This window comes from Streptomyces sp. NPDC007905 (genome assembly GCF_042959345.1).
In the GTDB taxonomy this organism is placed as follows: domain Bacteria; phylum Actinomycetota; class Actinomycetes; order Streptomycetales; family Streptomycetaceae; genus Streptomyces.
Genome location: NZ_JBIBKS010000001.1, coordinates 503,036 through 524,721, shown reverse-complemented (window position 1 = coordinate 524,721; position 21,686 = coordinate 503,036). Strand labels below are relative to the sequence as shown.

Genomic DNA, 21,686 nt, shown 5'->3' with positions numbered 1-21,686 from the left:
CACGATCGATCAGCGGAATCTTCGTACCCGGACGACCACCCACCACCGACGAATCTCCGACTCAGGTCACCAGCTGGTCACCGTCGTCGTCTTGGAGCATGTGGCGACGTTCCTGTTCGCGCTTGGAGTAGGCGGCTGTCCGGATCGCCTCGTCGCTCTCCAAGCCCGATCCCAGCGCGCCGCCCACCGTGGCGACCGAAGCGACGAACCAGGACAACGTCCAGTATTCCGTGGCGTGCAGCGGGGCTCGTGTCATGGAGGCGAACACTCGGTCGTTGAGGAGGAACAGCGCCCACACGAAGTTGATGACGATCAAACCCACGTAGCAGACGAGCACCCCGATACCCACGGTCATGACCGTCGAGGTGTTGTAGAGCCTCGCTCGCTGCCTCGCCTCCCGCGAGACCTCTGCTGATCGATGCCACAGCTGCGCGTCCACGATCAACCAGCCGATCATGAGCGCGACAGACCCCACCGTGGCGATCACGAGGCGCGGCGCGCTCAGGGACTCGGCCAGGCTCCAGATGGTGGAGTTCACGGTGGCGACTGCTCCCGTGGCGAGTGCGGCCGCCAGGGCTTTCGACAAGCCCGGCACCAACCGCCACGGCCGGTTGGCGCGGACCATACCGAGGAGCACCCTCAGGTGACCGCGCGGCCCGCTGACGACGTACCGAAGATCAGCGGTCTCCTCCTCACCGACCGGGCACGGGTGAATAGGCGCGAGACGACTGACGAAGGGCCCCAACAGCCACTGACTCTGCGCAGGTCCTTCAGCCCCGGTGGCCCGCGGACCCGCCAAGCCAAGCACGGCTTCTTCCACGGCCCGCCGGGCCCTCGTCTGCAGACGCAAGCCCCCCAGTGAAGGAAGAGACAGCAGCGCCAAGCCGTGTTCGTGACTCAGATCCACAACGACCTTGCGCCCGTGCGAGTGCAGCGGAAGGTCGGTGAGCGCCACGACGATGTCCCAATTCTCCGCTCTCCCACGGTCCATGATCCGGCGCATCAAGGTGTGCGGGTCCTCCGTTCCTGCGGTGAAGGGCTCACTGACCACCTCGACGTCGAACCGTCGCCCCTGGCCTGACCTGTCGGCGAGCCGAGCGGGAAGTATCCGGGCCATGCGTTGTGCGATTTCCGTGGGCGCGTCCGGATCCGCCAGGAGAGCTACGACCGTAACGCCCTGAGACGACACCCGCATGGCTGGACCCTTCTCGTCGGCTGCCCCCGCGATCGCAAGTGCCCACAGGATGCCCCCGGGGTAACGTCGACGCCGTGTGACACGCTGGCCCCCGCCGGCAGGCGCGGGGGTACGGCCAGATCCCCTCGTCCTCCCAGTACAGGGCCTGCTCCCACCACCGGGCCACGATCGCGTGCGCCACCGCGAACACCCGCTCCGGCCCCACCCCGGCCCGCACCCCACCCCGCGCCACCGGCCACCCCGCTTCGGTGTCCGGCCCGGGAGTAACGGCTCGATCCGCGCCCACGGCGCGTCAGTACGGCACACCCGGGCCAACGATCAAACGGCCTAGGTGGTGGCCGCCTGGTAGGCGCCGTACTCCGGAACATCCCCGCCTCGGCGGGGAGGACGTGGAGGTCCTCACAGAAGTTGTTGATCATGTGACTGGGGGGCCTGTCCGCTCGCTGGTCCGGTCCTGGGAAGAGACAGTCGCGGCCGTAGGTCGTGTCGGACGAACTACGGGCGCTGAGCGAGCCGTTGCCGCCCGAGCCGGGTCCGAAGCCGGTGGGGGGTCGGTCGCGGGTGCCGGACCGGCAGACGTTGTGCGGGACCCTGTTCGTGAGCAAGCGTCCGTGGTCCTGGACGAGGAACACTCGGTCGGTGAAGTCGGCGCTGTCCCCTTCGGGTTGCTCGTGCTCCAGCCACGTGCCGGAGTAGTGCTTCTGGTGGTGTTCAAGGTGAACTGGCGCGGCTGACCAGGTGGGAACGAGCGCTTCCGGTTCCAGGGAGCCGAAAAGCGCCCGTCCGCTCGGCGAGCCCGCGTGCCGCCCCGGGAGACCTCGGTCAGCCCGGTTCGCCGAGCATGATCTTCCATACGCGCGTCGCCACCTGCAGATTGAGCCGGGTGTCCACGTCCGCGAGGTCGCGGCCGCCGATCTCGCGGATGCGCTGGAGCCGGTAGCGCAGCGTGCTGCGGTGGACGGTCAGAGCGGCGGCGGTCTCGTCGTAGTTGCCACCGCAGTCGAAGTACTGGGCGAGCGTCTGCACCATGTCCGTGCCGTGCCGTTTGTCGTAGTCGATGAGCAGCCCGAGCCACTCACGGACGAAGGCCTCCAGCTCGTGGAGGTCGTTCCCGGGCCCCAGTATCCGGTAGAGCCCCAGGTCGTCGAAGAAGGTCGTTCCGTCCTGTTCACGGGAGTGCTGCCGCACCTCCAGGGCCCGCAGCGCCTCCTGGTAGCAGCGGGGGATGCTGCCGGGGGAGTCGCAGCGGGCACTCACCCCGACCGACCAGCTGCGCCTGCCGGACTCCCGCTCCAGCGCCGCGTGCAGCGTGTCGCCGTTCGGTCTCGTCTCGGTCAGCAGGACTACGCAGTCCTCCCCGCGCCGGGTGGTCAGCGGCCGCAGGTTCAGGGCTGCCGCCGCCCGCTCGATGGGCCGCGAGAGGGATTCGTCCGCCGCCCTGCCCCTGCGGTGCACCACCATCACGTAGTGCGGCCGGTGCAGGTCGTGGCCGACGGCGTCGCACCTGGCGTACGCGCTCGCCTCGTCAGCGCCCTCCAGCAGGTCGTTGGCCAACTCGCGATGCAGCCGCAGCTCGACCTCGGCCAGGTTGCGCAGATGCGTCAGCTCCAGGGAGAGCGACCGCACGGCGTGGTCCAGTGCGAACACGGTGTGGGCGTCCGCAGTCCCGTCGGGGTCCACCAGGGCAAGCACGCCCAGCACCTCGCCACGTGGCCGGGCCAGGGCGATCAGCCGGCCCTTGACCCGGACCGGTCCCGTCTCGAGGGCCACCTCGCGAAGCATCTCCTCCCGACAGGCGGTGACCGGCACCGGATAGGGGGTCGGACGGCCTGGGCCCGCCCAGGACCGCAGGTTGCCGAAGCGGTCCTCGACGAGTGCCGGAAGACCGGTCAGTGCGTACAGCGCCTGGGTGAGGGCGTCCTCATCGCCCCCGAGGACAGCGACACGGGCGAATGCCTCGTGGACGATCCGCTGCTGCTGGATTTCGGTCCGCAGGGCGTCCAGTTGCCCGAGGACGGCGGCCCGCTGGCTGCGCAGCATGCTCAGCTCCCGGGCGTCGTCGCGCTGCCGGCGTCGCGCGCTCGCCAGGGACAGGGCCGCCGCGGTGAGCTGCACGAGCGTGGAGAGGAGGAAGTGGTCCTGCTCCCCGGGTGGGAACCGGGACGACACCACCAAGTGGCCGAGCACACCTGCGGAGCTGCGCAGACCGAACGCCCAGCACCAGGGTCGCTCGGGAAGGATCACGGGGCCGTCCGTCTGCTCCAGCTTCTGCAGTTGCACCTCGACCTCGACCCCGTCCGCGGATCCGGTGGCGCCGACGAGCGAGTCGTCGTTCGACAGAAGACCGGCCTCGGCGTGGTACGGCCCGAGGGCAGTGACGTGAGCCAGGGCAGCCTTGAGGATCTCGCGCTCGTCCGCGCCGTCGAACAGGGCGTGGGACAGTGCCAGCAGCCCGTGAGGGTCCGCTGCGCCCCGGGCCACGGCGGCCGTTCGGCCGGGGCTGTGCGGCTGATCGTCCGCGGGCACGGCGGTATCCGCTTCCTGAGCGTCGAAGCCGAGAGACAGTCCTTGCGCCGGACGGCCGGCCATGGGATAACTCCGTTCTCCCCCGGGCTTCGAAGAAGTACATCCGTGAGCCCCGTATCTCATGCTAGGCCCCGAGTGCCCCGCTGCGAGCCGCCAACCCGAATCGTTCGTCCCGTCTCTTGTCCTCGCAGACCGACCGCCGGTGCCACTTTTCGACCCGCCGGGCGCAGGCGGGGTGACCGCGCGAACAGCCACTGTGGGGGCCGTAGGGATCGCTCGGCGGTCGCCGTCGAAAGGGCTGGCCCTGAGCATGCAGGCCCGTTGCCTCGTTGAGGTACCAGGAAGCCGAATATGTCGTCGATCACCTCATCTACCAGGGTTTTCCCGTTCAAAAGGTGGCGATCATCGGTCGGAACACGAGCCTGGGCGAACAGATGAGCGATCGAGCCGCCGGGACGTCGTCCCGGTCCGCTCCATGCAGCCCAGCCGGTGCGACGTCGTGCACGGACGAGGAGGTCGCCGAAGAGGCCGTCCGGCGGGTCGCCGGGCTGGACAGCAGGGTCGGCGCGAAGACGGGGAGCGCCCCTCTCGAACGGCGGCCGCCGGCGCAGCGGCTCCGTCCCAGCTGAACGAGTGTCGAAGCCGGGCGGACAGGGCCCGGAGGGTGAACGGTCGCCGACGGACGTCGACCGCCGCGGAAGGAGCTCCTCATGGCCAAGGCAGTGGGCATCGACCTGGGCACCACCAACTCGGTGATCGCCGTGTGGGAGGGCGGCGAGCCGACCGTCGTGCCCAACAGCGAGGGCCACCGGACCACGCCGTCCGTGGTGGCCTTCACCGACACCGGTGAGCGCCTGGTGGGCCAGCTGGCCCGGCGCCAGGCCATCCTCAACCCCAAGGGCACCATCTACTCGGCCAAGCGGTTCATCGGCCGGCACTTCGACGAGGTCCCCGACGAGGCCAAGGCCGTCGCCTACGACGTCGTCGCGGGAGAGAACGGCGAGGCCCGCTTCAAGGTGCGTGACAAGCTGTACGCGCCCGAGGAGATCAGCGCCCTGGTGCTGCGCAAGCTCGCCGACGACGCCTCCAAGCAGCTGGGGGAGCGGGTCACCGAGGCGGTCATCACCGTGCCCGCCTACTTCAACGACGCCCAGCGCACCGCGACCCGTGACGCCGGCCGGATAGCGGGCCTGGAAGTGCTGCGGATCATCAACGAGCCGACCGCGGCCGCCCTCGCCTACGGCATGGACAACAAGCAGCACGAGACCGTCCTCGTCTTCGACCTGGGCGGCGGCACCTTCGACGTGAGCATCCTCGACGTCGGCGACGGCGTGGTCGAGGTGCGCTCCACGGCGGGCGACAGCCATCTGGGCGGCGACGACTTCGACCGGCGCCTGGTCGACTACCTCGCGGACGAATTCCAGAAGGACAACGGCATCGACCTGCGCCAGGACCCGCAGGCACTGCAACGCCTGTTCGAGGCGGCGGAAAAGGCCAAGACCGAGCTCAGCTCCGTCACTCAGACCCAGGTCAGCCTGCCGTTCATCACCGCCGACGCCTCCGGGCCCAAGCACCTGACCACGACGATCATGCGGTCCACCTTCGAGCAGATCACCGGCGACCTGGTGGAGCGCTGCCTCGGTCCGGTCAAGCAGGCCATGGGAGACGCCAAGGTCAGCGAGAGCGACATCGACGAGGTCATCCTCGTCGGCGGCTCCACCCGCATCCCCGCCGTCCAGGCCCTGGTGCGACGGCTGACCGGCGGCAAGGACCCCAACATGAGCGTCAACCCCGACGAGGTCGTGGCCCTGGGCGCCGCGATCCAGGCCGGGGTGCTCAAGGGCGAGGTCAAGGACGTCCTGCTGCTCGACGTCACCCCGCTGTCGCTGGGCGTGGAGACCCGCGGCGGAGTGATGACGAAGATCATCGAGCGGAACACCACCATCCCGGTGCGCCGCAGTGAGACCTTCTCCACCGCCGAGGACAACCAGCCGGCCGTCGATGTGGTGGCCCTCCAGGGCGAGCGCGAGCGGGCCGCCGACAACCGGGTCCTCGGCCGCTTCCAGCTCACCGACATCCGCCCGGCGCCGCGGGGCGAACCCCAGGTCGAGGTCACCTTCGACATCGACGCCAACGGCATCCTCAACGTCAGCGCTCGCGACAAGGACACCGGCAAGGAACAGGGCATCACCATCAGCGAGAGCTCCAACCTCGACCGCAGTGAGGTCGAGCGCATGGTCCAGGAGGCCGAGCGCAACCAGAACCAGGACCAGGCGCTGCGCGAGGCCGTCGACGCGCGCAACGAGCTCGACGCCGTCGCCTACCAGGTCGAGAAGCGCCTGAACGAACTGGGCGACGCCGCACCCGCGCACGAAAAGGCACGCGCCGAGATGCTCGTGTCCGAGGCCCGCGACGCGGTCAAGAACGAGGCCGGAGTGGACAAGGTCAGGCCGCTGATCTCCGAACTCCAGCAGGTCTACGCCGGGCTCGCCGCCCACGGGGCCGAAGCCGCGGCGGCGAGTGGTCCGTCGGACACCACCGGGCCGGACGGCTCCGGGCAGGGCGGGGCCGGCGACGACGAAGACGTGGTCGACGCCGAGTTCGACAAGGGCTGAGGTAGCCGCCATGCCGATCCCTCCCCAGGACCGAGCGTCCGACCCGCCGCCCGAAGGCGCCGTACAACCGCCGCAGGGCGACCTGCCCGAGCCCGCGCCGCCGACCACGGAGGCCGAACCGGGGCCCGACGCGGCCACCGGTCCGGCCGGTGTCGAGGACGAGTACACGGCCGCGCTGAAAGAGGTCGAAGACCGCTGGCGGCGTGCCCTCGCCGACCTCGACAACCTGCGCAAGCGGCACGCCCGGGAACTGGACCGGGAGCGCGCGGTCGAACGCGCCCGTACGGCCGCGGTCTTCCTTCCCGTCATCGACAACCTCGAACTCGCCCTGAACCACGCGGGCTCCGACCCCGGGGCGATCGTCGAGGGGGTCCGCGCCGTGCGCGACCAGGCCGTGTCGATCCTCGGACGCCTCGGCTACGAGCGTCACGCCGAGACCGGCGTCCCGTTCGACCCCTCCCGGCACGAGGTCGTCGGCGTGGTCCAGGACCCCGACGCCGAACCGAACACCGTGGCGCAGGTGCTGCGCCCCGGCTACGGCGAGGCCGAGCGGCAGCTGAGGCCGGCCGCCGTGACCGTCGCCAAGCGGGAGTGACCGGCCATGGCACGCGACTTCTACGAGGTTCTCGGGGTACCGCGCAACGCCGACAAGGACGAGATCCAGCGGGCGTACCGCAAGCTGGCCCGCAAGTACCACCCCGACGTCAACAAGGACCCCACGGCGGAGGAGCGGTTCAAGGAGATCAACGACGCCTTCAGTGTCCTGTCCGACCCGGACCAGCGGGCCCGTTACGACCGCTTCGGCGAGGACTTCCGGCAGGTTCCCGAGGACTGGGAGGAGCGGGTCGGTGCCGGCGCGGGACCCGGCGGCGGCTTCCGCTGGTCCACCGGGGGCGGCCCCGGGGTCCGGTACTCCACCAGCGGCTTCGGCGCGGAGGGCATCGACGTCGACGACCTGTTCGGCTCGCTCTTCGGGGGCGCCGGACGGGTGCGTGTCCCCGGTGCCGACCAGGAGGCCGAACTGCCGCTCACCGTCGAGGAGGCCTACCGCGGCGGCCGCCGCACCGTCACCCTCGCCGGGCCCGCCGCGCAGCGGCGCTACGAGGTGGACGTGCCACCCGGCGTCGTCGACGGGCAACGCATCCGGCTGGCGGGCGAGGGCGGCCGCGGCAGCGGCGACGGCTCGGCGGGGGACCTGTACCTGCGGGTGCGAATCCAGCCGCACCCCCAGTTCCGCCTCGACGGCCGGGACGTGTACGTGCAGCTTTCGGTCACCCCCTGGGAGGCGGCGCTGGGCGCCACGGTTCCGGTGCCCACGCCGAGCGGGGCGACGGCCAAGGTGACCGTGCCCGCCGGGTCCTCCAGTGGTCGGCGGCTGCGGCTGCGCGGCGAGGGCATGCCGGGACCGCGCGGCGCCAACGGCAACCTCTACGCCGAGCTCCGGATCATGGTGCCGCCCAAGCTCAGCGACCGGGAGCGCGAACTGTTCGAGGAGCTCGCCGCCGTCTCCTCGTTCGACCCCAGGAGGACACGATGAGCGACCCACCGGTCGAGGCGCGCCAGGCGTCTTGGCTGACAGCCCCCGCGTCGGTACGTGTTCAGTACGCGCTCGTGCCGGTGCCCAGGCTCTCCCTGCAGACCGTGGCCCGCCGCTCCGGCGTCCATCCCGACCTCATCCGTCGGTTCGTCGCACTGGGACTGGTCGAGGCCGAGCGGGACGCCTACGGAGGGCTGGTGTTCGAGCCCACGGCACCGGCCGCCCTCGCCCGCGTCCAGCGGCTGCGCACCGGGTTGTGCCTCAACTACGCATCCATCGGCCTGGTGCTCGATCTGCTGGACCGCATCAGCCTGCTCGAAGCGGCGCTGCGCCGCGCCGGTACGAGGAGTGACATACCGCCATGGACATGAACCGCCTCACCCAGAAGTCCCAGGAGGCCCTGCAGGAGGCCCAGACGGTGGCCGTCCGCATGGGGCACACCGAGGTCGACGGTGAGCACCTGCTGCTCGCTCTCCTCGACCAGGAAAACGGCCTCGTCCCGCGACTGGTGCAACAGGCGGGCGGCGAACCCAAGGAACTGCGGGCTGCCGTGCGTGAGGAACTGGCCCGGCGTCCCAGGGTCACCGGCCCCGGCGCGGCACCCGGGCAGGTCTTCGTCACCCAGCGCCTGTCCCGCCTGCTGGACACGGCCGAGCGGGAGGCCAAACGCCTCAAGGACGAGTACGTGTCGGTGGAGCACCTGGTGCTCGCCCTGGCCGAGGAGGGCTCGGCGACCGCGGCCGGGCGACTGCTCAAAGAGGCCGGCATCACCACGGACTCGTTCCTGAGCGCGCTGACCCAGGTCCGCGGCAACCAGCGTGTCACCTCCGCCAACCCCGAAGTGGCCTACGAGGCGCTGGAGAAGTACGGCCGCGACCTGGTCCTCGAGGCTCGGTCCGGACGGCTGGACCCCGTCATCGGCCGTGACGCGGAGATTCGCCGCGTCACCCAGATCCTCAGCCGCAAGACCAAGAACAACCCCGTCCTCATCGGCGACCCCGGCGTCGGCAAGACCGCCATCGTGGAGGGCCTGGCCCAGCGCATCGTGCGCGGCGACGTCCCCGAGGGCCTGCGCGACAAGACGGTGTTCGCCCTCGACATGGGATCACTGGTGGCCGGCGCCAAGTACCGCGGTGAGTTCGAGGAACGGCTGCGGGCCGTGCTCAGCGAGGTCAAGGCGGCCGAGGGCAGGATCCTGCTCTTCGTCGACGAGCTGCACACCGTCGTCGGCGCGGGGGCAGCCGAGGGCGCCATGGACGCGGGCAACATGCTCAAGCCCATGCTGGCCCGCGGTGAACTGCACATGATCGGCGCGACCACCCTCGACGAGTACCGCAAGCACATCGAGAAGGACGCCGCGCTCGAACGCCGCTTCCAGCAGGTGCTGGTCGATGAGCCGAACGTGGAGGACACCATCTCCATCCTGCGCGGCCTGCGCGAACGCCTGGAGGTGTTCCACGGCGTCAAGATCCAGGACACGGCACTGGTCGCGGCGGCGACGCTGTCGCACCGCTACATCACCGACCGCTTCCTGCCCGACAAGGCCATCGACCTCGTCGACGAGGCGTGTGCCCGGCTGCGGACCGAGATCGACTCCATGCCCGCCGAACTCGACGAGATCACCCGGCGGGTGACCCGCCTGGAGATCGAGGAGGCGGCCCTGTCCAAGGAGACCGACCCGGCCAGCAGGGCCCGCCTGGAGGAGCTGCGCAAGGAACTCGTCGACCTGCGGGCCGAGGCCGACGCCAAACACGCCCAGTGGGAGGCCGAACGCCAGGCGATCCGCCGGGTGCAGGAACTGCGCCAGGAACTGGAGCAGGTGCGTCACGAGGCGGAGGAGGCCGAGCGCAACTACGACCTCAACCGTGCCGCCGAACTCCGCTACGGCAAACTCCGGGAACTGGAGCGCCGGCTGACGGCAGAGGAGGAGCAACTGGCCGCGAAGCAGGGCCAGAACCGGCTGCTGCGGGAGGTCGTCACCGAGGAGGAGATCGCCGAGATCGTCGCCGCCTGGACCGGCATCCCCGTCGCCCGCCTCCAGGAAGGCGAGCGGGAGAAGCTGCTGCGTCTGGACGAGATCCTGCGCGAGCGCGTCATCGGCCAGGACGAGGCCGTCAAGCTCGTGGCCGACGCGATCATCCGGGCCCGCTCCGGCATCCGCGATCCTCGCCGGCCGATCGGTTCGTTCGTCTTCCTCGGCCCCACCGGCGTCGGGAAGACAGAGCTGGCCAAGACGCTCGCGGCGGCCCTGTTCGACTCCGAGGAGAACATGGTCCGCCTCGACATGAGCGAGTACCAGGAGCGGCACACCGTCAGCCGGCTGGTCGGCGCACCGCCCGGGTACGTAGGCTACGAGGAGGGCGGCCAGCTCACCGAGGCCGTGCGCCGCAAGCCGTACTCGGTCGTGCTGTTCGACGAGATCGAGAAGGCGCACACCGACGTCTTCAACACCCTGCTGCAGGTCCTCGACGACGGCCGGATCACCGACTCCCAGGGCCGCACGGTCGACTTCCGCAACACCGTGATCATCATGACGTCCAACATCGGCTCCGAGCACCTCCTCGACGGCGTCACCGCCGAGGGCGAGATCAAGCCGGACGCGCGGGCTCTGGTCATGGCCGAGCTGCGCGGCCACTTCCGCCCGGAGTTCCTCAACCGCGTCGACGACATCGTGCTGTTCAAGCCACTCGGCGAGGCACAGATCGAGCAGATCGTGGAGCTGCAGTTCGACGAGCTGCGCCGCCGGCTCGCCGAGCGCCGCATCGCCGTCGAGCTCACCAGCAGTGCAAAGGAGTTCATCGCCAAGCAGGGCTACGACCCGGTGTACGGCGCGCGACCGCTGCGCCGCTACATCTCCCACGAGGTCGAAACTCTCGTCGGACGGGCCCTGCTGCGCGGCGACGTGCAGGACGGCGCCACCATCCGGGTCGACGCCCAGGCGGGCGAACTGGTGGTCACCTACGACCAGCCCGAGGCGGCGGAGGAAGCGAGGGCGGCATGAGCACGATGCAGGCGGTGACCGTCACATGTCCGAACTGCGGGCGCAAGAACCGGGTGCCCGTGGCCGCGGAGGGGCACCCCAAGTGTGGCAACTGCAAGCAACCCATACCGTGGATGGTGGACGCGGGCGACGACGACTTCGCCGAGGTCGCCGAGCGGGCCGACGTCCCCGTCGTGGTCGACCTGTGGGCCACCTGGTGCGGTCCCTGCCGCATGGTCAGCCCGGCGCTGGAGCAGGTGGCCACCGACCTCGCCGGACGGATCAAACTCGTCAAGGTCGACGTAGACAAGAACCCGCGGCTGTCGCAGCGTTTCGAGGTACAGGCGGTGCCGACCCTGCTCGTCCTCGACAAGGGCAGGACCGTCGCCCGGCAGGCCGGGGCGGCGCCCGCCCCCGTCCTGCGCCAGTGGGTGGAACAGTCGATCATGGCCCGGGAAGGGTGATCCGGATGACTCTGCACGCAGACCCCCACCTCGCGCTCGTCCGGCCGGTCCAGCCGCTGACTCCAGAAGGATGTCAGGAGTGTCTGCTGCTCGGCTCCCCGTGGGTCCACCTGAGGCTCTGCCTGACCTGCGGGCACGTCGGCTGCTGTGACTCCTCGCCGAACAAGCACGCGCGCAGGCACGCCGCTTCCGACGGCCATCCGATCGTGGAGTCGTTCGAGGCCGGCGAGGAATGGCGCTGGTGCTACGTCCACGAGGCGTTCGTCTGATGTCCGGCGACCAGTCGCTGCCGGGCGAAGAACCGGTGCCGGAGGCAGCGGACGAGGCCGTCTCCTGGGAGACCCCGGACATCTACGGCGCGTATCCGCGCCTTACGGAGGACCAGATAGCGCGTCTGGCGGAGCACGGGGAACGCAGGAGCATGGCTCCGAACGACGTGCTGATCCGGGAGGGGGAGCGCTGCGAGACATTCTTCGTCGTCCTCAGCGGTTCCGTCGCCGTCGTCGAGGACTACGGCACTCCCGAGGAGCACGTGCTGCGCGTGCACGGCCCCGGTCGCTTCATCGGCGAACTCGGGCTGCTGCACGGGCAGGTGGCCTTCTACACCGCTGTCGCCAGGGAGCCGGGCGAGGTCCTCGTCGTCTCCTTGGATCGGCTGCGCCGCCTGGTGGCCCAGGACTCCACCATCGGGGACGTCGTGCTGCGCGCCTGTCTGGGCCGTCGCGCGCTGCTCGTCGGACAGGGCGCCGGCTTCCGCATCATCGGCTCGCGCTACTCGCCCGACACCAGGCGGCTGCGCGAGTTCGCCATCCGCAACCGGTTGCCGCACCGGTGGCTCGACCTGGAGACCGACGAGGAGGCCGAGGAGCTGCTGCGCCGCTTCGGCGTCGGCCCGGAGGAGACACCGCTCGTCATCTGGCGGGACACCACCCTGTTGCGCAACCCCAGCAACGCCGAACTGGCCCGTCTCATCGGTCTGCCGTCACTGACTGCCGGAAACCGTCACGGCGACGTCCTCATCGTTGGCTCCGGACCCGCCGGCCTCGCTGCCGCGGTGTACGCCGCCTCCGAGGGCCTGAGCACCACCGTGGTGGAGGCGTTGGCCACCGGCGGCCAGGCCGCCACGTCGTCCCGCATCGAGAATCTGCTCGGCTTCCCCTCCGGCATCTCCGGCGCCGAACTCGCCGAACGTGCCCTGCTCCAGGCCGACAAGTTCGGCGCCAGGATCAGCATTCCGGCGGAGGTGACCGGTCTCCATCCCAAGGACGACGACCACTACGTGGTGGCGTTCGCCGACGGCAGCGAGATCGCCGCCCGCGCCGTCGTCCTGGCCACGGGTGCCCGCTACCGCCGGCTCCAGGTGCCCGGCATCGAACGCCTGGAGGGAACGAGCGTCCACTATTCGGCGACCGTCTACGAGGCCCAGCAGTGTCGCACCGACCCGGTGGCCGTGGTCGGCGGCGGCAATTCGGCGGGCCAGGCGGTGCTGTTCCTCGCCGGGTACGCGCCGAAGGTGTACCTGCTGGTCCGGGGATCCAGCCTTGAGGCCAACATGTCCCGCTACCTGGTCGACCAGATCGAGCGCCATTCGCGGGTGGAGGTCATGCTGCACACCGAGGTCACCGAGGCCGTCGGCCAGGAGGTGTTGGAGGAGCTCGACGTGGTCGACAACCGCACGGGCCGGCACCGCCGGCTCGCCGTAAGGAGCCTGTTCGTCTTCACCGGCGCCGACCCCCACACCGAGTGGCTCACCGGCACCATCGCCCTCGACTCCCGCGGCTTCGTCCTCACCGGGCCGGAGGCCCAGGAAGCCTGCGCCTCCCCCGAGGTGTGGCACGGTCGCGGGCGCTCCTGCATGACCCTGGAGACCAGCCTGCCCGGGGTCTTCGCGGCCGGGGACGTCCGTAGCGGCTCGGTGAAGCGGGTGGCCTCGGCGGCCGGGGAGGGCGCGATGGCCATCCACTTCGTCCACCGGCACCTGGGGCACTCGGCCGCACCCGGCACCACGGGCACGCCTGCTCCCGCGGGCGGCTCGGACGTCGCCCCACACATACGTCACAAGGAGTCCGCATGGCTCGCATGACACATGGTGGGCGATGAGATCACGAGAAGGAAGAAGGAGGCGATGGCGATGGCCACGCCCGTCCGGCGCCACCGCGGTGGCGGAATGCAGGAACGGCCCGTCGTCTGGGCACACACCCCTCTCAATCCCCTGGTCGAGTTCGACGAACTGCTCAACCAGATGAGCGGTCTGCTGGAGTCGACGGTGGGCGCGGCACCCGCGGCCGCGTGGACGCCTCTCGCGGACGTGTCGGAGTCCGAGGACGCGTTCCACATAGAGATCGAACTCCCCGGTGTGAAGAGCAAGGACATCAACGTCGAGGCCAACGGTCCCGAACTCGTGGTCACCGGAGAGATCAAGGAGCGGGAACGCAAGGGCGTCCTGCGCCGCAGCACCCGCCGCGTCGGAGCCTTCGAGTACCGTTTGCGGCTGCCCGGAGAGCTGGACACCGACAAGATCAAGGCCGACATGCACGACGGAGTGCTCAGCATCACCGTCCCCAAGGCCGAAGCCGCCAGGCCCCGCCGGGTCCAGATCAGTGAGTCCGGCGAGGGCGCGCGCGAAGAGGCCGCCCAGAGCGGCGCTGCGGCGGGCGGCGGCACCACCGCCGCCTGAGAGACCCCGCCGAGCCGGCGGTGCCGGACCACTGTCCGCCACCGCCGCCGTCGAGACGGAGGCGACGGCCTGCACGGCGCGGTTGGTCGGTAGGGTTTCGACGCGCCCGTCAGAGCCCGGCCTGCCGACCGATCATGGCCTCAGGATCATGCAGCTCTACGGCCTTCGCACAGGGTCGATCAGCCGGAATCCGCGCGGGCCGTCCGACCTTCGGCGATCCGACCGGCCTGCGGCCCGGCGTGGCGGCCTCCCAGCCTCGTCCGGACCCGACCAGGCGCTTGAGCGGCCCACTCCTGAGCCGGGTCATGTCCGACACGATCGACTGGACCCTCTCCGCAGGACCGAGCTTCGCCGGTGCCCTACCACATCACCGGCAGTGAGGGGACGGGTGACCGACGGGGGCAGCAAGCGCCTGCGCCGGCAAGGCAGTTGTCACTGGGCGGCCTGCTCCGCGTGTTCGCGCCGCTCCCGCCGGGCGGGCTCGACGTCCCGCTCGAGCGGTGTCTGGCTCACGGCGGTCGACAGCTCGTTCAGCGCCTGCGCGAGGAGCTCCGCTCCTCGCCGCACGATCCGGTCCTGCTCGCCTCCATCGGTGTCCCACTCGTCGAGAACACCGGCGACATGCTCCCATGTGAGGTCGCGCCCCTCGCGCAGGTTCCGCGCTGCGCGCGCGGTGTCCGTCTCCAGGGCGTCGGCCAGCCGAGCCGCCTGCGGAACGGGGCGGGCGTCGTCGCTGTCGGGCAGATGGCTCTCCAGCAGCATGGCGGCCCGGCCGAGTGACCGCAGCGCGTCCTGCGCCTCCTCGGCCTCGTGGTGCGTCAGGCCGCGATGCCGTACGGGCTCCCGGCCGGCCCGGGTGAACGCCTCGGTCCACGCGGCGTTCGCGGCGCGGCTGTCGAGCAGTGCCCGCCGCACGTCCGCACGCCGCTGCCCGGACGGCTCGGCGAAGGCGCGGAGCACGGCAGCCGCGTACCGACCGTTCGCGTCGAGCCAGTCCGCGAGCCGGTCCCGCAGCCGAGGTGTCTCCCAAGCCGGGTAGACGACGTATGCCAGCATCGCCAGCGCACCGCCGAGCAGGGTGAGCAGGACACGGTCCCGTACCGTCTGCTGCCATGTCTCGCCGCCCATGCCGAGGAGGAAGACGACGTATGCCGCTGTGAAGCACTGCGAGACGGCGTATCCGGTACGCATGAACAGATACGTCAGCGCGGCGGAGCCCACGGCCAGGCCGCCGGACACGGACGCGTCCGGGTGGAGCGCTTCCACGGCTCCGGTCGCCAGCCCGACCCCGACGACGGTGCCCACGAACCGCGCCACGCCACGCGCGTAGGTGTCGTGGAAGTCGGGTCGCAGCACCATCACGGACGTGACGGGCACCCAGTAGCCGTGGCCCAGGGGCAGCGCCGTGCCGAGCAGGTACCCGAGGGAGGCGACCACCGCGAGGCGCACGGCATGCCGCAGCACGGGGGAGTCGGGGCGAAGCTCGCGGCGCATGGCGCGCACGACCACGGGCACCAGCCGGAACATCGTGGGCTCCACCAGCGACTGCCCGTCCGCACCGGCGGCGGCGGGCGGCGCACGGGTGTCACGACTGTCGGCGATCTCCAGCACCTCACCCAGCAGCCTGCTCAGCTGGGCGGCCGCGCGGCGTGCGGGCCCGTCCAGCACCTCGTCCTCCTCGCCGACGCGCAAAGCCTGGAGCGCTCTGGCGGGAGCCCGGATCGCAGTGCCGTGGCGGATGGACGCCGCGGCGGCGTCGAGGATGTCGGCGGCGGCGCTCAGCAACTCCCGTGCCCGGTCCCGCCCAGGGCCCTCCGCCGGGGCCCCGACCTGGGGGTCCGCGAGCGCGGCGAGGGTCGGCCGGATGCGTTCGGCCAGGCCCCGTGGACCGTGCAGGATGCGGGGCCGGTGGCGTGCCTGCGACGGGGTGAGGGTGGCGGCGCTGCGCGCGGTCATCAGCGGCTGCGGATCGAAGGGGCCGGTCGGGTCGTGGCGCAACCGTCGGGCGTAGTCCGCCTCGGCAGCCAGGGCGTCGGCGAGCGCGTCACGGTGCGCCCCCCACCTGCGGATGGGAAACAGCAGGATCAGCGTCGCCTGCACCACACCGCCGAACGCGATCACCGCGGCGTGCTCAAGCGTCTGTTCGATACTGGTGGGCAGGGTGATCGTGACGAGCATGATGCCCACCGTGGCTGTTGCGACGATGCCGGCGTTCGGTCCGACCGCCCAGGCCATGCCCGCGAGAAAGGCCCACGCGGCCAGCAGCGGGACGAAGAGCACGAGGTGCCCTGCCACCAGATAGCCCAGAAACGTACTGATGGCCAGCCCGAATCCGGCGGCCAGCGCGACCACCTTGCGCGGGCGCCAACCCCGCTGGAAGGAGGAGGCGCCGGCCGAGAACGCGCCGAACGCCGCGGAGACGGCGTAGGCCGGGGACACCAGCCACAGTGCGAGCGCGATCACCGTCGCCACCCCGGCCGCGGCGCGCAGTGCTACCAGGGGTTCGAGCCGCGTCCGCTCGACGCGAAGCCCGGCGCGCATGGAGTCTCCCAGCGCCCGTAGCCATCTCACGGATCCGAGCCTAGGGCGAAGGCGGTGAGACGTCGCGTCGGCACTCCGGAACGCATGCTGCCGACGCTTGCCGCGGACCCCGTGCGGGACCGCCCGGTGTGGTCCAGCGTTGCTGACGACGAGCACCGCAGTACCGCTCAGCCCCAGGCGTTCGCGCGGCGGTTGCGACAGCCTGACCACGGTGACCGTCGACGCCGTGGCGCCGGGGCCAGCTGCCGGATGAGCTCCCCGGTCGGCGAGGCACTGGCGGGGAGTCGCTGGAATCCGTGCCGTAACCCGCGACAGGCATCAAAGCATGCCCCAAGTGGCCACGGACCAAGAGCCGGCCACGTGCGCCGGGCCCTCGAATGGGGAACCGGAGAGCGCACATGCCGAGCCACCGCTTCTTCCAGCCTCCCAACGGCCAGGTGGGTGTCGAACAAGCGCTTGCGAGCGAGCGATTCTCATGGGCTGCGCGCAGCCGTGTTCCGGGCGCCGGGATGTCCGAGCTAGATGTTCTGGAATTCGTTCGGCAGTTGCGACATCACATCCTGGAACTCCGCGCCGGGGACGGCCTCTCCCAGAGTCATGAAAACCGCCGCAACGCCCCTGCGCGCCACGGTCTCACCGAGGCCTGCACGCTCACTCACTCGCCGGACGAACTCGTCAACGCCGAATTTCTCGGCGGCATCCTCCGGTGGATCAGCGGCGGGGCGATCTCGGCGGGCAGGACGCCGGCCAAGTGCCTGGCCTCGCCGCCGGTAATCCGCTCGCCCAGGGTCAGCATCGTGGCCCGGGTCAGCTCTCCAGCCTGCTCCTCGGGCACGTGGGCCCGCCGGCTGACGAGCCGGATGAACTCGTCGCTGTCCATGGCGTCTCCAATCCTGCAACCCCTCACAGGTACCGCGCATGCACTGCCCGAAACGGTGAACGAAATGCCGGCGCCAACCTCGCGGCCGGTGCCGAAAGCGCCGGTCACCGCCCGTCCTCTTCCCCTTCCTCGGTAAAGGGGCGCACCGCGTCCAGCAGGACCCTCAACGCACCGGTGAGCATCCCGGCCTCGGCGACGCGCTGGGCGTACGGGTCCTGCGGGTACTGGCGCTCGGCCTGCTCGGCAGCGTTCGCCAGGACATGTTCGGCGGCCTGAGCCGCGGCGCGCAGGGTGGCACGTTCGATTTTGCCGGGCATGTGATCTCCCCTGGATTCCCCGAAATGCTTTGATGTCCCCGTCGGCCGCTTTTTCCGGCAACGCCACGGGTAGCACGAGCCGGTACGAAGTGCCCCTGGACAACAGCTGAGGAGGAGGCATGTTCACAAGCGTACGGGACGTGCCGGAGGCGCTGCAGGACGTCACCTTCCCTGCGGGCAGGGAGGAACTGGTCCAGGCCGCCGAGAATGCCGGAGCGCCCGAGGAAATGGTCAGCTTCGGGTACCCAGCTTGGCGACTTCTTTCCTCAGTTTTGCCTGTGTCGGCTCAGCTTCTCTTGGACCGGCTCGGCTCGGGTGACGTTCGTGTTCTCACGCCACGCGCGTCAGATTCGCATTCCGTGGCGGAGTCACTCAGATCGGCTTCTCAAAGGGCCCACCAGTTCGGCTTCAAAATCCGTCTGATCACCGAGTGGGGCGAACCTGCACGACAGCCAGACTGATCGCGTTGGTGAAGGGGGTACCGCGGACCGCGCTCGGTGGGCGCAGACCGGGAAAACTCAACAGCGACACGGGGTACGACTGCGTCCACCTGCACGCTGGACCGCCGAACACAGGACCGAATGCCGCGGTGGTGAACACACCAGCGAGCGCTCAAGCGAGGCCAGTGAACGGGAGTCAGAGCCGGTTGACGCGGGCCATTCCGCCTGGCCAAGCCCGCCGTTGACGGATCGTCGGTCCGGGTGCGCCGTTGAGTGACGCGCAGTGGATGCGGACCGAGCCGCTACTCCAGGGCCGGACACCGAAGCGGGGCTGGCCGGTGGCGGGGCGTACGGTGCGGGCCGGGTGGCGCGGCGCGTGAGTTCGCGGTGGCGCACGCAATCGTGGCCCGATGGTCGGAGCGGACCCTGTACTGGGAGGACGAGGACATCCGGCCGTACCGCCTGCACCTGTCGGCTGGGGCCGGCGTGTCGCGGGGCGCCGGCGTTTTCTCGGGGCGTCCTGGTGGGCACTGGTGATCGCCGGGGCCGCCGACGAGAAGGGTCCGGTCATGCGGGTGTCGATGCAGTGCGTTACGGACGTGGCTCTCCTGGTGGATCCGGACGCGCCGACGGAGATCGCTCAGCGCTTTGGCCGGTGAGGACGCTGTCAAGGCCAGGGCTTGCGTCACGTCCACGTCGCGACCGGGACGGCTGCGCCGGTTCGGTACGCCGGCTGAGGATTGAATACGGGCCACGCGGAAACTTCGGCGTTGTCCGCTATGCGCCCTTCACCTTCTCGCTCAAGCAACCCGCCTTCCGTTCACCTCACCGCACGTAGGGAGCACAAATGAAGACAGACACCCGCTCCACCTCCCGCCTCCAACACGATCCGCTCGTGCGTGGTCTGGGCTGGGCCAGTGCGCTCCTGGGTGTGCCCCAGGTCGTCGCCCCGGCGGGCTTCGCCCGGGCCTTGGGCGTGGACGACGCATTCCGGCACCGCTCGGCCACGACCGCCGTGGGTGTGCGCGAGCTGGCGGCGGCGGCCGGGCTGCTGGGGCGGCCGCACCCCGCCTGGCTCTGGGGCCGCGTCGGTGGCGATCTCATGGATCTGACGATGCTGACCCGGGCTTTGAAGAATCACGACGGTCGTGGCCTGGGCCGCACCGTCGCCGCGACCGCCGCGGTCACCGCCATCACGGCCACGGACGTCTACGCGGCCGTGACCCGCACCCGTAGGAGCACCCCCATGGAACTGACCGCGGCCACCACCGTCATCCGATCCCCGGACGAGGTCTACGCCCTCTGGAGCGACCTGGAGCGCCTGCCGGACTTCATGGCGCACCTGGACGAGGTGCGTGTCACCGGCCCGCGCACCAGTCACTGGCGGGCCAGCGCGCCGTTCGGTAAGGCGGTCGAATGGGACGCCGAAACCACGCAGGAGGTCCCCGGCCGGCTGATCGCCTGGCGGTCGGTGGACGGTGCCGACATCGACAACTCCGGCGAGGTCCGCTTCGTGCCCGCCCCCGGCGGCCGGGGCACGGAGATCCGGGTGACCCTGCGCTACGACCTGCCCGGCGGAGCACTGGGCAAGGCCGCGGCGCGCTACTTCGGCGCGGAACCGCACCAGCGGCTGGACGACGACCTGCGCCGCTTCAAGCAGATCGCGGAGACCGGCGAGGTCGTCCGCTCCGAGGGCGCACCTGGCGGCAAGCGGGCCCGCGGCGAGTTCCCGCAGCACCCGGCCCGACCGCTGGCCGAGGACGAACTGAAGGAGGCCCTGGCATGAAGGCGAACTGCTGGACGGGACGCAACTCGGTCGAGGTGCAGGAAGTACCGGACCCGTCGATCCTCAACAGCCGCGACGCCATCGTGAAGATCACCTCCACGGCGATCTGCGGCTCCGATCTCCATCTGCTCGACGGCTACGTCCCCACCATGCAAAAGGGCGACATCATGGGCCACGAGTTCATGGGAGAGGTCATCGAGGTCGGCCCCGGCATCAGCGATGGCAAACTGCGCGTCGGTGACCGGGTCGTCGTCCCCTTCCCCATTGCATGCGGGGCCTGCGCGTCCTGCCGCGCGGAGCTGTACTCGTGCTGCGAGAACACCAACCCCAACGCCGGCATCTCGGAGAAGTTCTTCGGCCACCCCACCGCCGGCATCTACGGCTACTCCCACCTCACCGGCGGCTTCGCCGGCGGCCAGGCCGAGTACGCCCGGGTGGTGTTTGCCGACGTCAACGCCCTGAAGATCGAGTCGGATCTCAGCGACGAGCAGGTGCTGTTCCTGTCCGACATCCTGCCGACCGGGTACATGGGCGCCGACATGTGCGACATCCAGGAAGGTGACGTCGTCGCCGTCTGGGGCGCCGGGCCGGTCGGCCAGTTCGCCATGGACAGCGCCCGGGTCCTGGGCGCGGAGAAGGTCATCGCGATCGACAAGGAGACCTACCGGCTCGACATGGCCGCCGCCCAGGGCTACATCACCATCAACTTCGCGGACACCGACGTACGGTCGGCACTGCTCGAACTCACCGGCGGCCGGGGCCCCGACAAGTGCATCGACGCGGTCGGCATGGAGGCCACCCACGGTGCCTCCCACGTCCACCTCTACGACCGCGCCAAGCAGGCGGTCCGCTCCGAGACCGACCGGCCGCACGCCCTGCGCCAGGCCATCCTGTCCTGCCGCAGCGGAGGCGTGGTGTCGGTCATCGGCGTATACGGCGGGCTGATCGACAAGTTCCCGGCGGGCGCCTGGATGAACAGGTCCCTGACCCTGCGGACCGGACAGTGCCACGTGCAGAAGTACATGAAACCGCTGCTGGGCCTGATCGAGCAGGGCAAGATCGACCCCACCCGGGTCATCACCCACCGGCTGCCCCTGACCGAGGCACCGACCGGCTACGACCTGTTCAAGAACAAGAAGGACCGATGCGAGAAGGTCGTCCTCAAGCCGTGACGGACGCGCCGATGAACTGCGGCGCCCTTGCGGCGCCCAGCGGCCGGACTCTTGGTGGCAGGAGCTCGCCGGGACGCCCACCTCGCCGGCGCCACCGCCGGGGTCGAACGCGCCACCCGACTGGCGCGCGCCGCCTGCGGGTCCGCGCTCGGTCGCGATCGAGCCCGTAGCGGCCGAGAATCGCCCAGGACCGGGCAGCGCTGCTGGACATCATGGGGGATCTCGGCGTTCCCGTTCGCCGCTACGAGGTGTGCGCGGGCTGGGCGGGCGAGAAGCTGGGACGGCTGAAGCCCAACGGCCACCTGCTACGCCCGTCCCCGCTCGGCACCATGCTGGATCTGGAGGCCCTACGGCTGGGGGTTGAGGGAAAGGCGGCCGGGTGGCAGGTCCTGCGCCGCCTCAGCGCCGCCGACGAGCGCCTGGACCCTGCCCGGCTCGACACGCTGCTCGAACGAGCCCGGCGACAGCAGGAAAGAATCGAGGAGTGGCGCGTCCGCCAAGCCGAGGAGGCACTGGCCACCACAGTCGGCTGAGCCGCTGGGCCAGGGATGCCACG

General features: G+C 70.4%; 16 protein-coding genes and 2 pseudogenes. 13 read left to right on the top strand and 5 right to left on the bottom strand.

All coding sequences use genetic code 11. The features are described 5' to 3' along the window. Window positions 1-61 precede the first annotated feature (61 nt). Both ACFZDC_RS02595 and ACFZDC_RS02590 read right to left on the bottom strand, forming a co-directional pair. The gene (locus ACFZDC_RS02595; RefSeq protein WP_391319515.1) at window positions 62-1,195 is read right to left on the bottom strand and encodes a hypothetical protein; all 1,134 of its coding nucleotides are present in this window, start codon (window positions 1,193-1,195) and stop codon (window positions 62-64) included. Window positions 1,196-2,017: 822 nt separating this feature from the next. Beyond that, window positions 2,018-3,784 (bottom strand): helix-turn-helix domain-containing protein, encoded by a 1,767-nt coding sequence (locus ACFZDC_RS02590; protein WP_391319514.1) that lies wholly within the window; start codon window positions 3,782-3,784, stop codon window positions 2,018-2,020. A gap of 647 nt (window positions 3,785-4,431) precedes the next feature. On the opposite strand from ACFZDC_RS02590, the gene dnaK reads away from it, so the two are divergent. Genes dnaK through ACFZDC_RS02545 form a run of 9 tightly spaced genes read left to right on the top strand, consistent with a single transcriptional unit; the run spans window position 4,432 to window position 13,994 of the window. Further along, window positions 4,432-6,336, top strand: a complete 1,905-nt coding sequence (dnaK, locus tag ACFZDC_RS02585; protein WP_391319513.1) for a molecular chaperone DnaK — start codon at window positions 4,432-4,434, stop codon at window positions 6,334-6,336. A gap of 10 nt (window positions 6,337-6,346) precedes the next feature. After that, window positions 6,347-6,931: a nucleotide exchange factor GrpE gene (locus tag ACFZDC_RS02580; protein ID WP_391319512.1), complete on the top strand. Its 585-nt coding sequence runs from the start codon at window positions 6,347-6,349 to the stop codon at window positions 6,929-6,931. 6 nt (window positions 6,932-6,937) lie between these two features. Next, window positions 6,938-7,873 carry a DnaJ C-terminal domain-containing protein gene (locus tag ACFZDC_RS02575; protein ID WP_391319511.1) on the top strand — a complete coding sequence of 312 codons (936 nt, stop codon included), beginning with the start codon at window positions 6,938-6,940 and terminating at the stop codon, window positions 7,871-7,873. Beyond that, window positions 7,870-8,244, top strand: a complete 375-nt coding sequence (locus tag ACFZDC_RS02570; protein WP_391319510.1) for a chaperone modulator CbpM — start codon at window positions 7,870-7,872, stop codon at window positions 8,242-8,244. The genes ACFZDC_RS02575 and ACFZDC_RS02570 overlap by 4 nt, the downstream gene beginning before the upstream one ends. Beyond that, window positions 8,235-10,874: an ATP-dependent chaperone ClpB gene (gene clpB, locus ACFZDC_RS02565; protein ID WP_391319509.1), complete on the top strand. Its 2,640-nt coding sequence runs from the start codon at window positions 8,235-8,237 to the stop codon at window positions 10,872-10,874. The genes ACFZDC_RS02570 and clpB overlap by 10 nt, the downstream gene beginning before the upstream one ends. After that, window positions 10,871-11,317 carry a thioredoxin gene (trxA, locus tag ACFZDC_RS02560; protein WP_391319508.1) on the top strand — a complete coding sequence of 149 codons (447 nt, stop codon included), beginning with the start codon at window positions 10,871-10,873 and terminating at the stop codon, window positions 11,315-11,317. Before clpB ends, trxA begins: the two co-directional genes overlap by 4 nt. Before the next feature lie 5 nt (window positions 11,318-11,322). Further along, the gene (locus tag ACFZDC_RS02555) at window positions 11,323-11,586 is read left to right on the top strand and encodes a UBP-type zinc finger domain-containing protein (protein ID WP_391319507.1); all 264 of its coding nucleotides are present in this window, start codon (window positions 11,323-11,325) and stop codon (window positions 11,584-11,586) included. After that, window positions 11,586-13,400: an FAD-dependent oxidoreductase gene (locus ACFZDC_RS02550; RefSeq protein ID WP_391319506.1), complete on the top strand. Its 1,815-nt coding sequence runs from the start codon at window positions 11,586-11,588 to the stop codon at window positions 13,398-13,400. Before ACFZDC_RS02555 ends, ACFZDC_RS02550 begins: the two co-directional genes overlap by 1 nt. A 48-nt stretch (window positions 13,401-13,448) precedes the next feature. Next, a complete protein-coding gene (locus ACFZDC_RS02545) occupies window positions 13,449-13,994 on the top strand; it encodes an Hsp20 family protein (RefSeq protein WP_391319505.1) in 546 nt (181 codons plus the stop codon). Between the two features lie 432 nt (window positions 13,995-14,426). On the opposite strand, the gene ACFZDC_RS02540 is transcribed toward ACFZDC_RS02545, so the two are convergent. From ACFZDC_RS02540 to ACFZDC_RS02530, 3 genes and pseudogenes are all read right to left on the bottom strand, one after another. Next, complete coding sequence (locus tag ACFZDC_RS02540) at window positions 14,427-16,565, bottom strand: FUSC family protein (protein ID WP_391319504.1); 2,139 nt, start codon at window positions 16,563-16,565, stop codon at window positions 14,427-14,429. Between the two features lie 488 nt (window positions 16,566-17,053). Next, window positions 17,054-17,415: pseudogene (locus ACFZDC_RS02535) on the bottom strand (DUF2267 domain-containing protein). 104 nt (window positions 17,416-17,519) lie between these two features. After that, window positions 17,520-17,732 (bottom strand): hypothetical protein, encoded by a 213-nt coding sequence (locus ACFZDC_RS02530; protein ID WP_391319503.1) that lies wholly within the window; start codon window positions 17,730-17,732, stop codon window positions 17,520-17,522. A gap of 119 nt (window positions 17,733-17,851) precedes the next feature. Here ACFZDC_RS02530 and ACFZDC_RS02525 point away from each other — a divergent pair, with 119 nt between their 5' ends. The 4 genes and pseudogenes from ACFZDC_RS02525 (at window position 17,852) to ACFZDC_RS02510 (ending at window position 21,663) form a co-directional block, all read left to right on the top strand. Further along, entirely contained in the window at window positions 17,852-18,193 is a 342-nt protein-coding gene (locus ACFZDC_RS02525) for a DUF2795 domain-containing protein (protein ID WP_391319502.1), read from the top strand. 826 nt (window positions 18,194-19,019) lie between these two features. Beyond that, complete coding sequence (locus ACFZDC_RS02520) at window positions 19,020-19,958, top strand: SRPBCC family protein (RefSeq protein ID WP_391319501.1); 939 nt, start codon at window positions 19,020-19,022, stop codon at window positions 19,956-19,958. Then, window positions 19,955-21,130 (top strand): alcohol dehydrogenase catalytic domain-containing protein, encoded by a 1,176-nt coding sequence (locus ACFZDC_RS02515; RefSeq protein ID WP_391319500.1) that lies wholly within the window; start codon window positions 19,955-19,957, stop codon window positions 21,128-21,130. Before ACFZDC_RS02520 ends, ACFZDC_RS02515 begins: the two co-directional genes overlap by 4 nt. A gap of 27 nt (window positions 21,131-21,157) precedes the next feature. Continuing rightward, window positions 21,158-21,663 (top strand): annotated as a pseudogene (locus tag ACFZDC_RS02510) (hypothetical protein). Window positions 21,664-21,686: the final 23 nt, after the last annotated feature.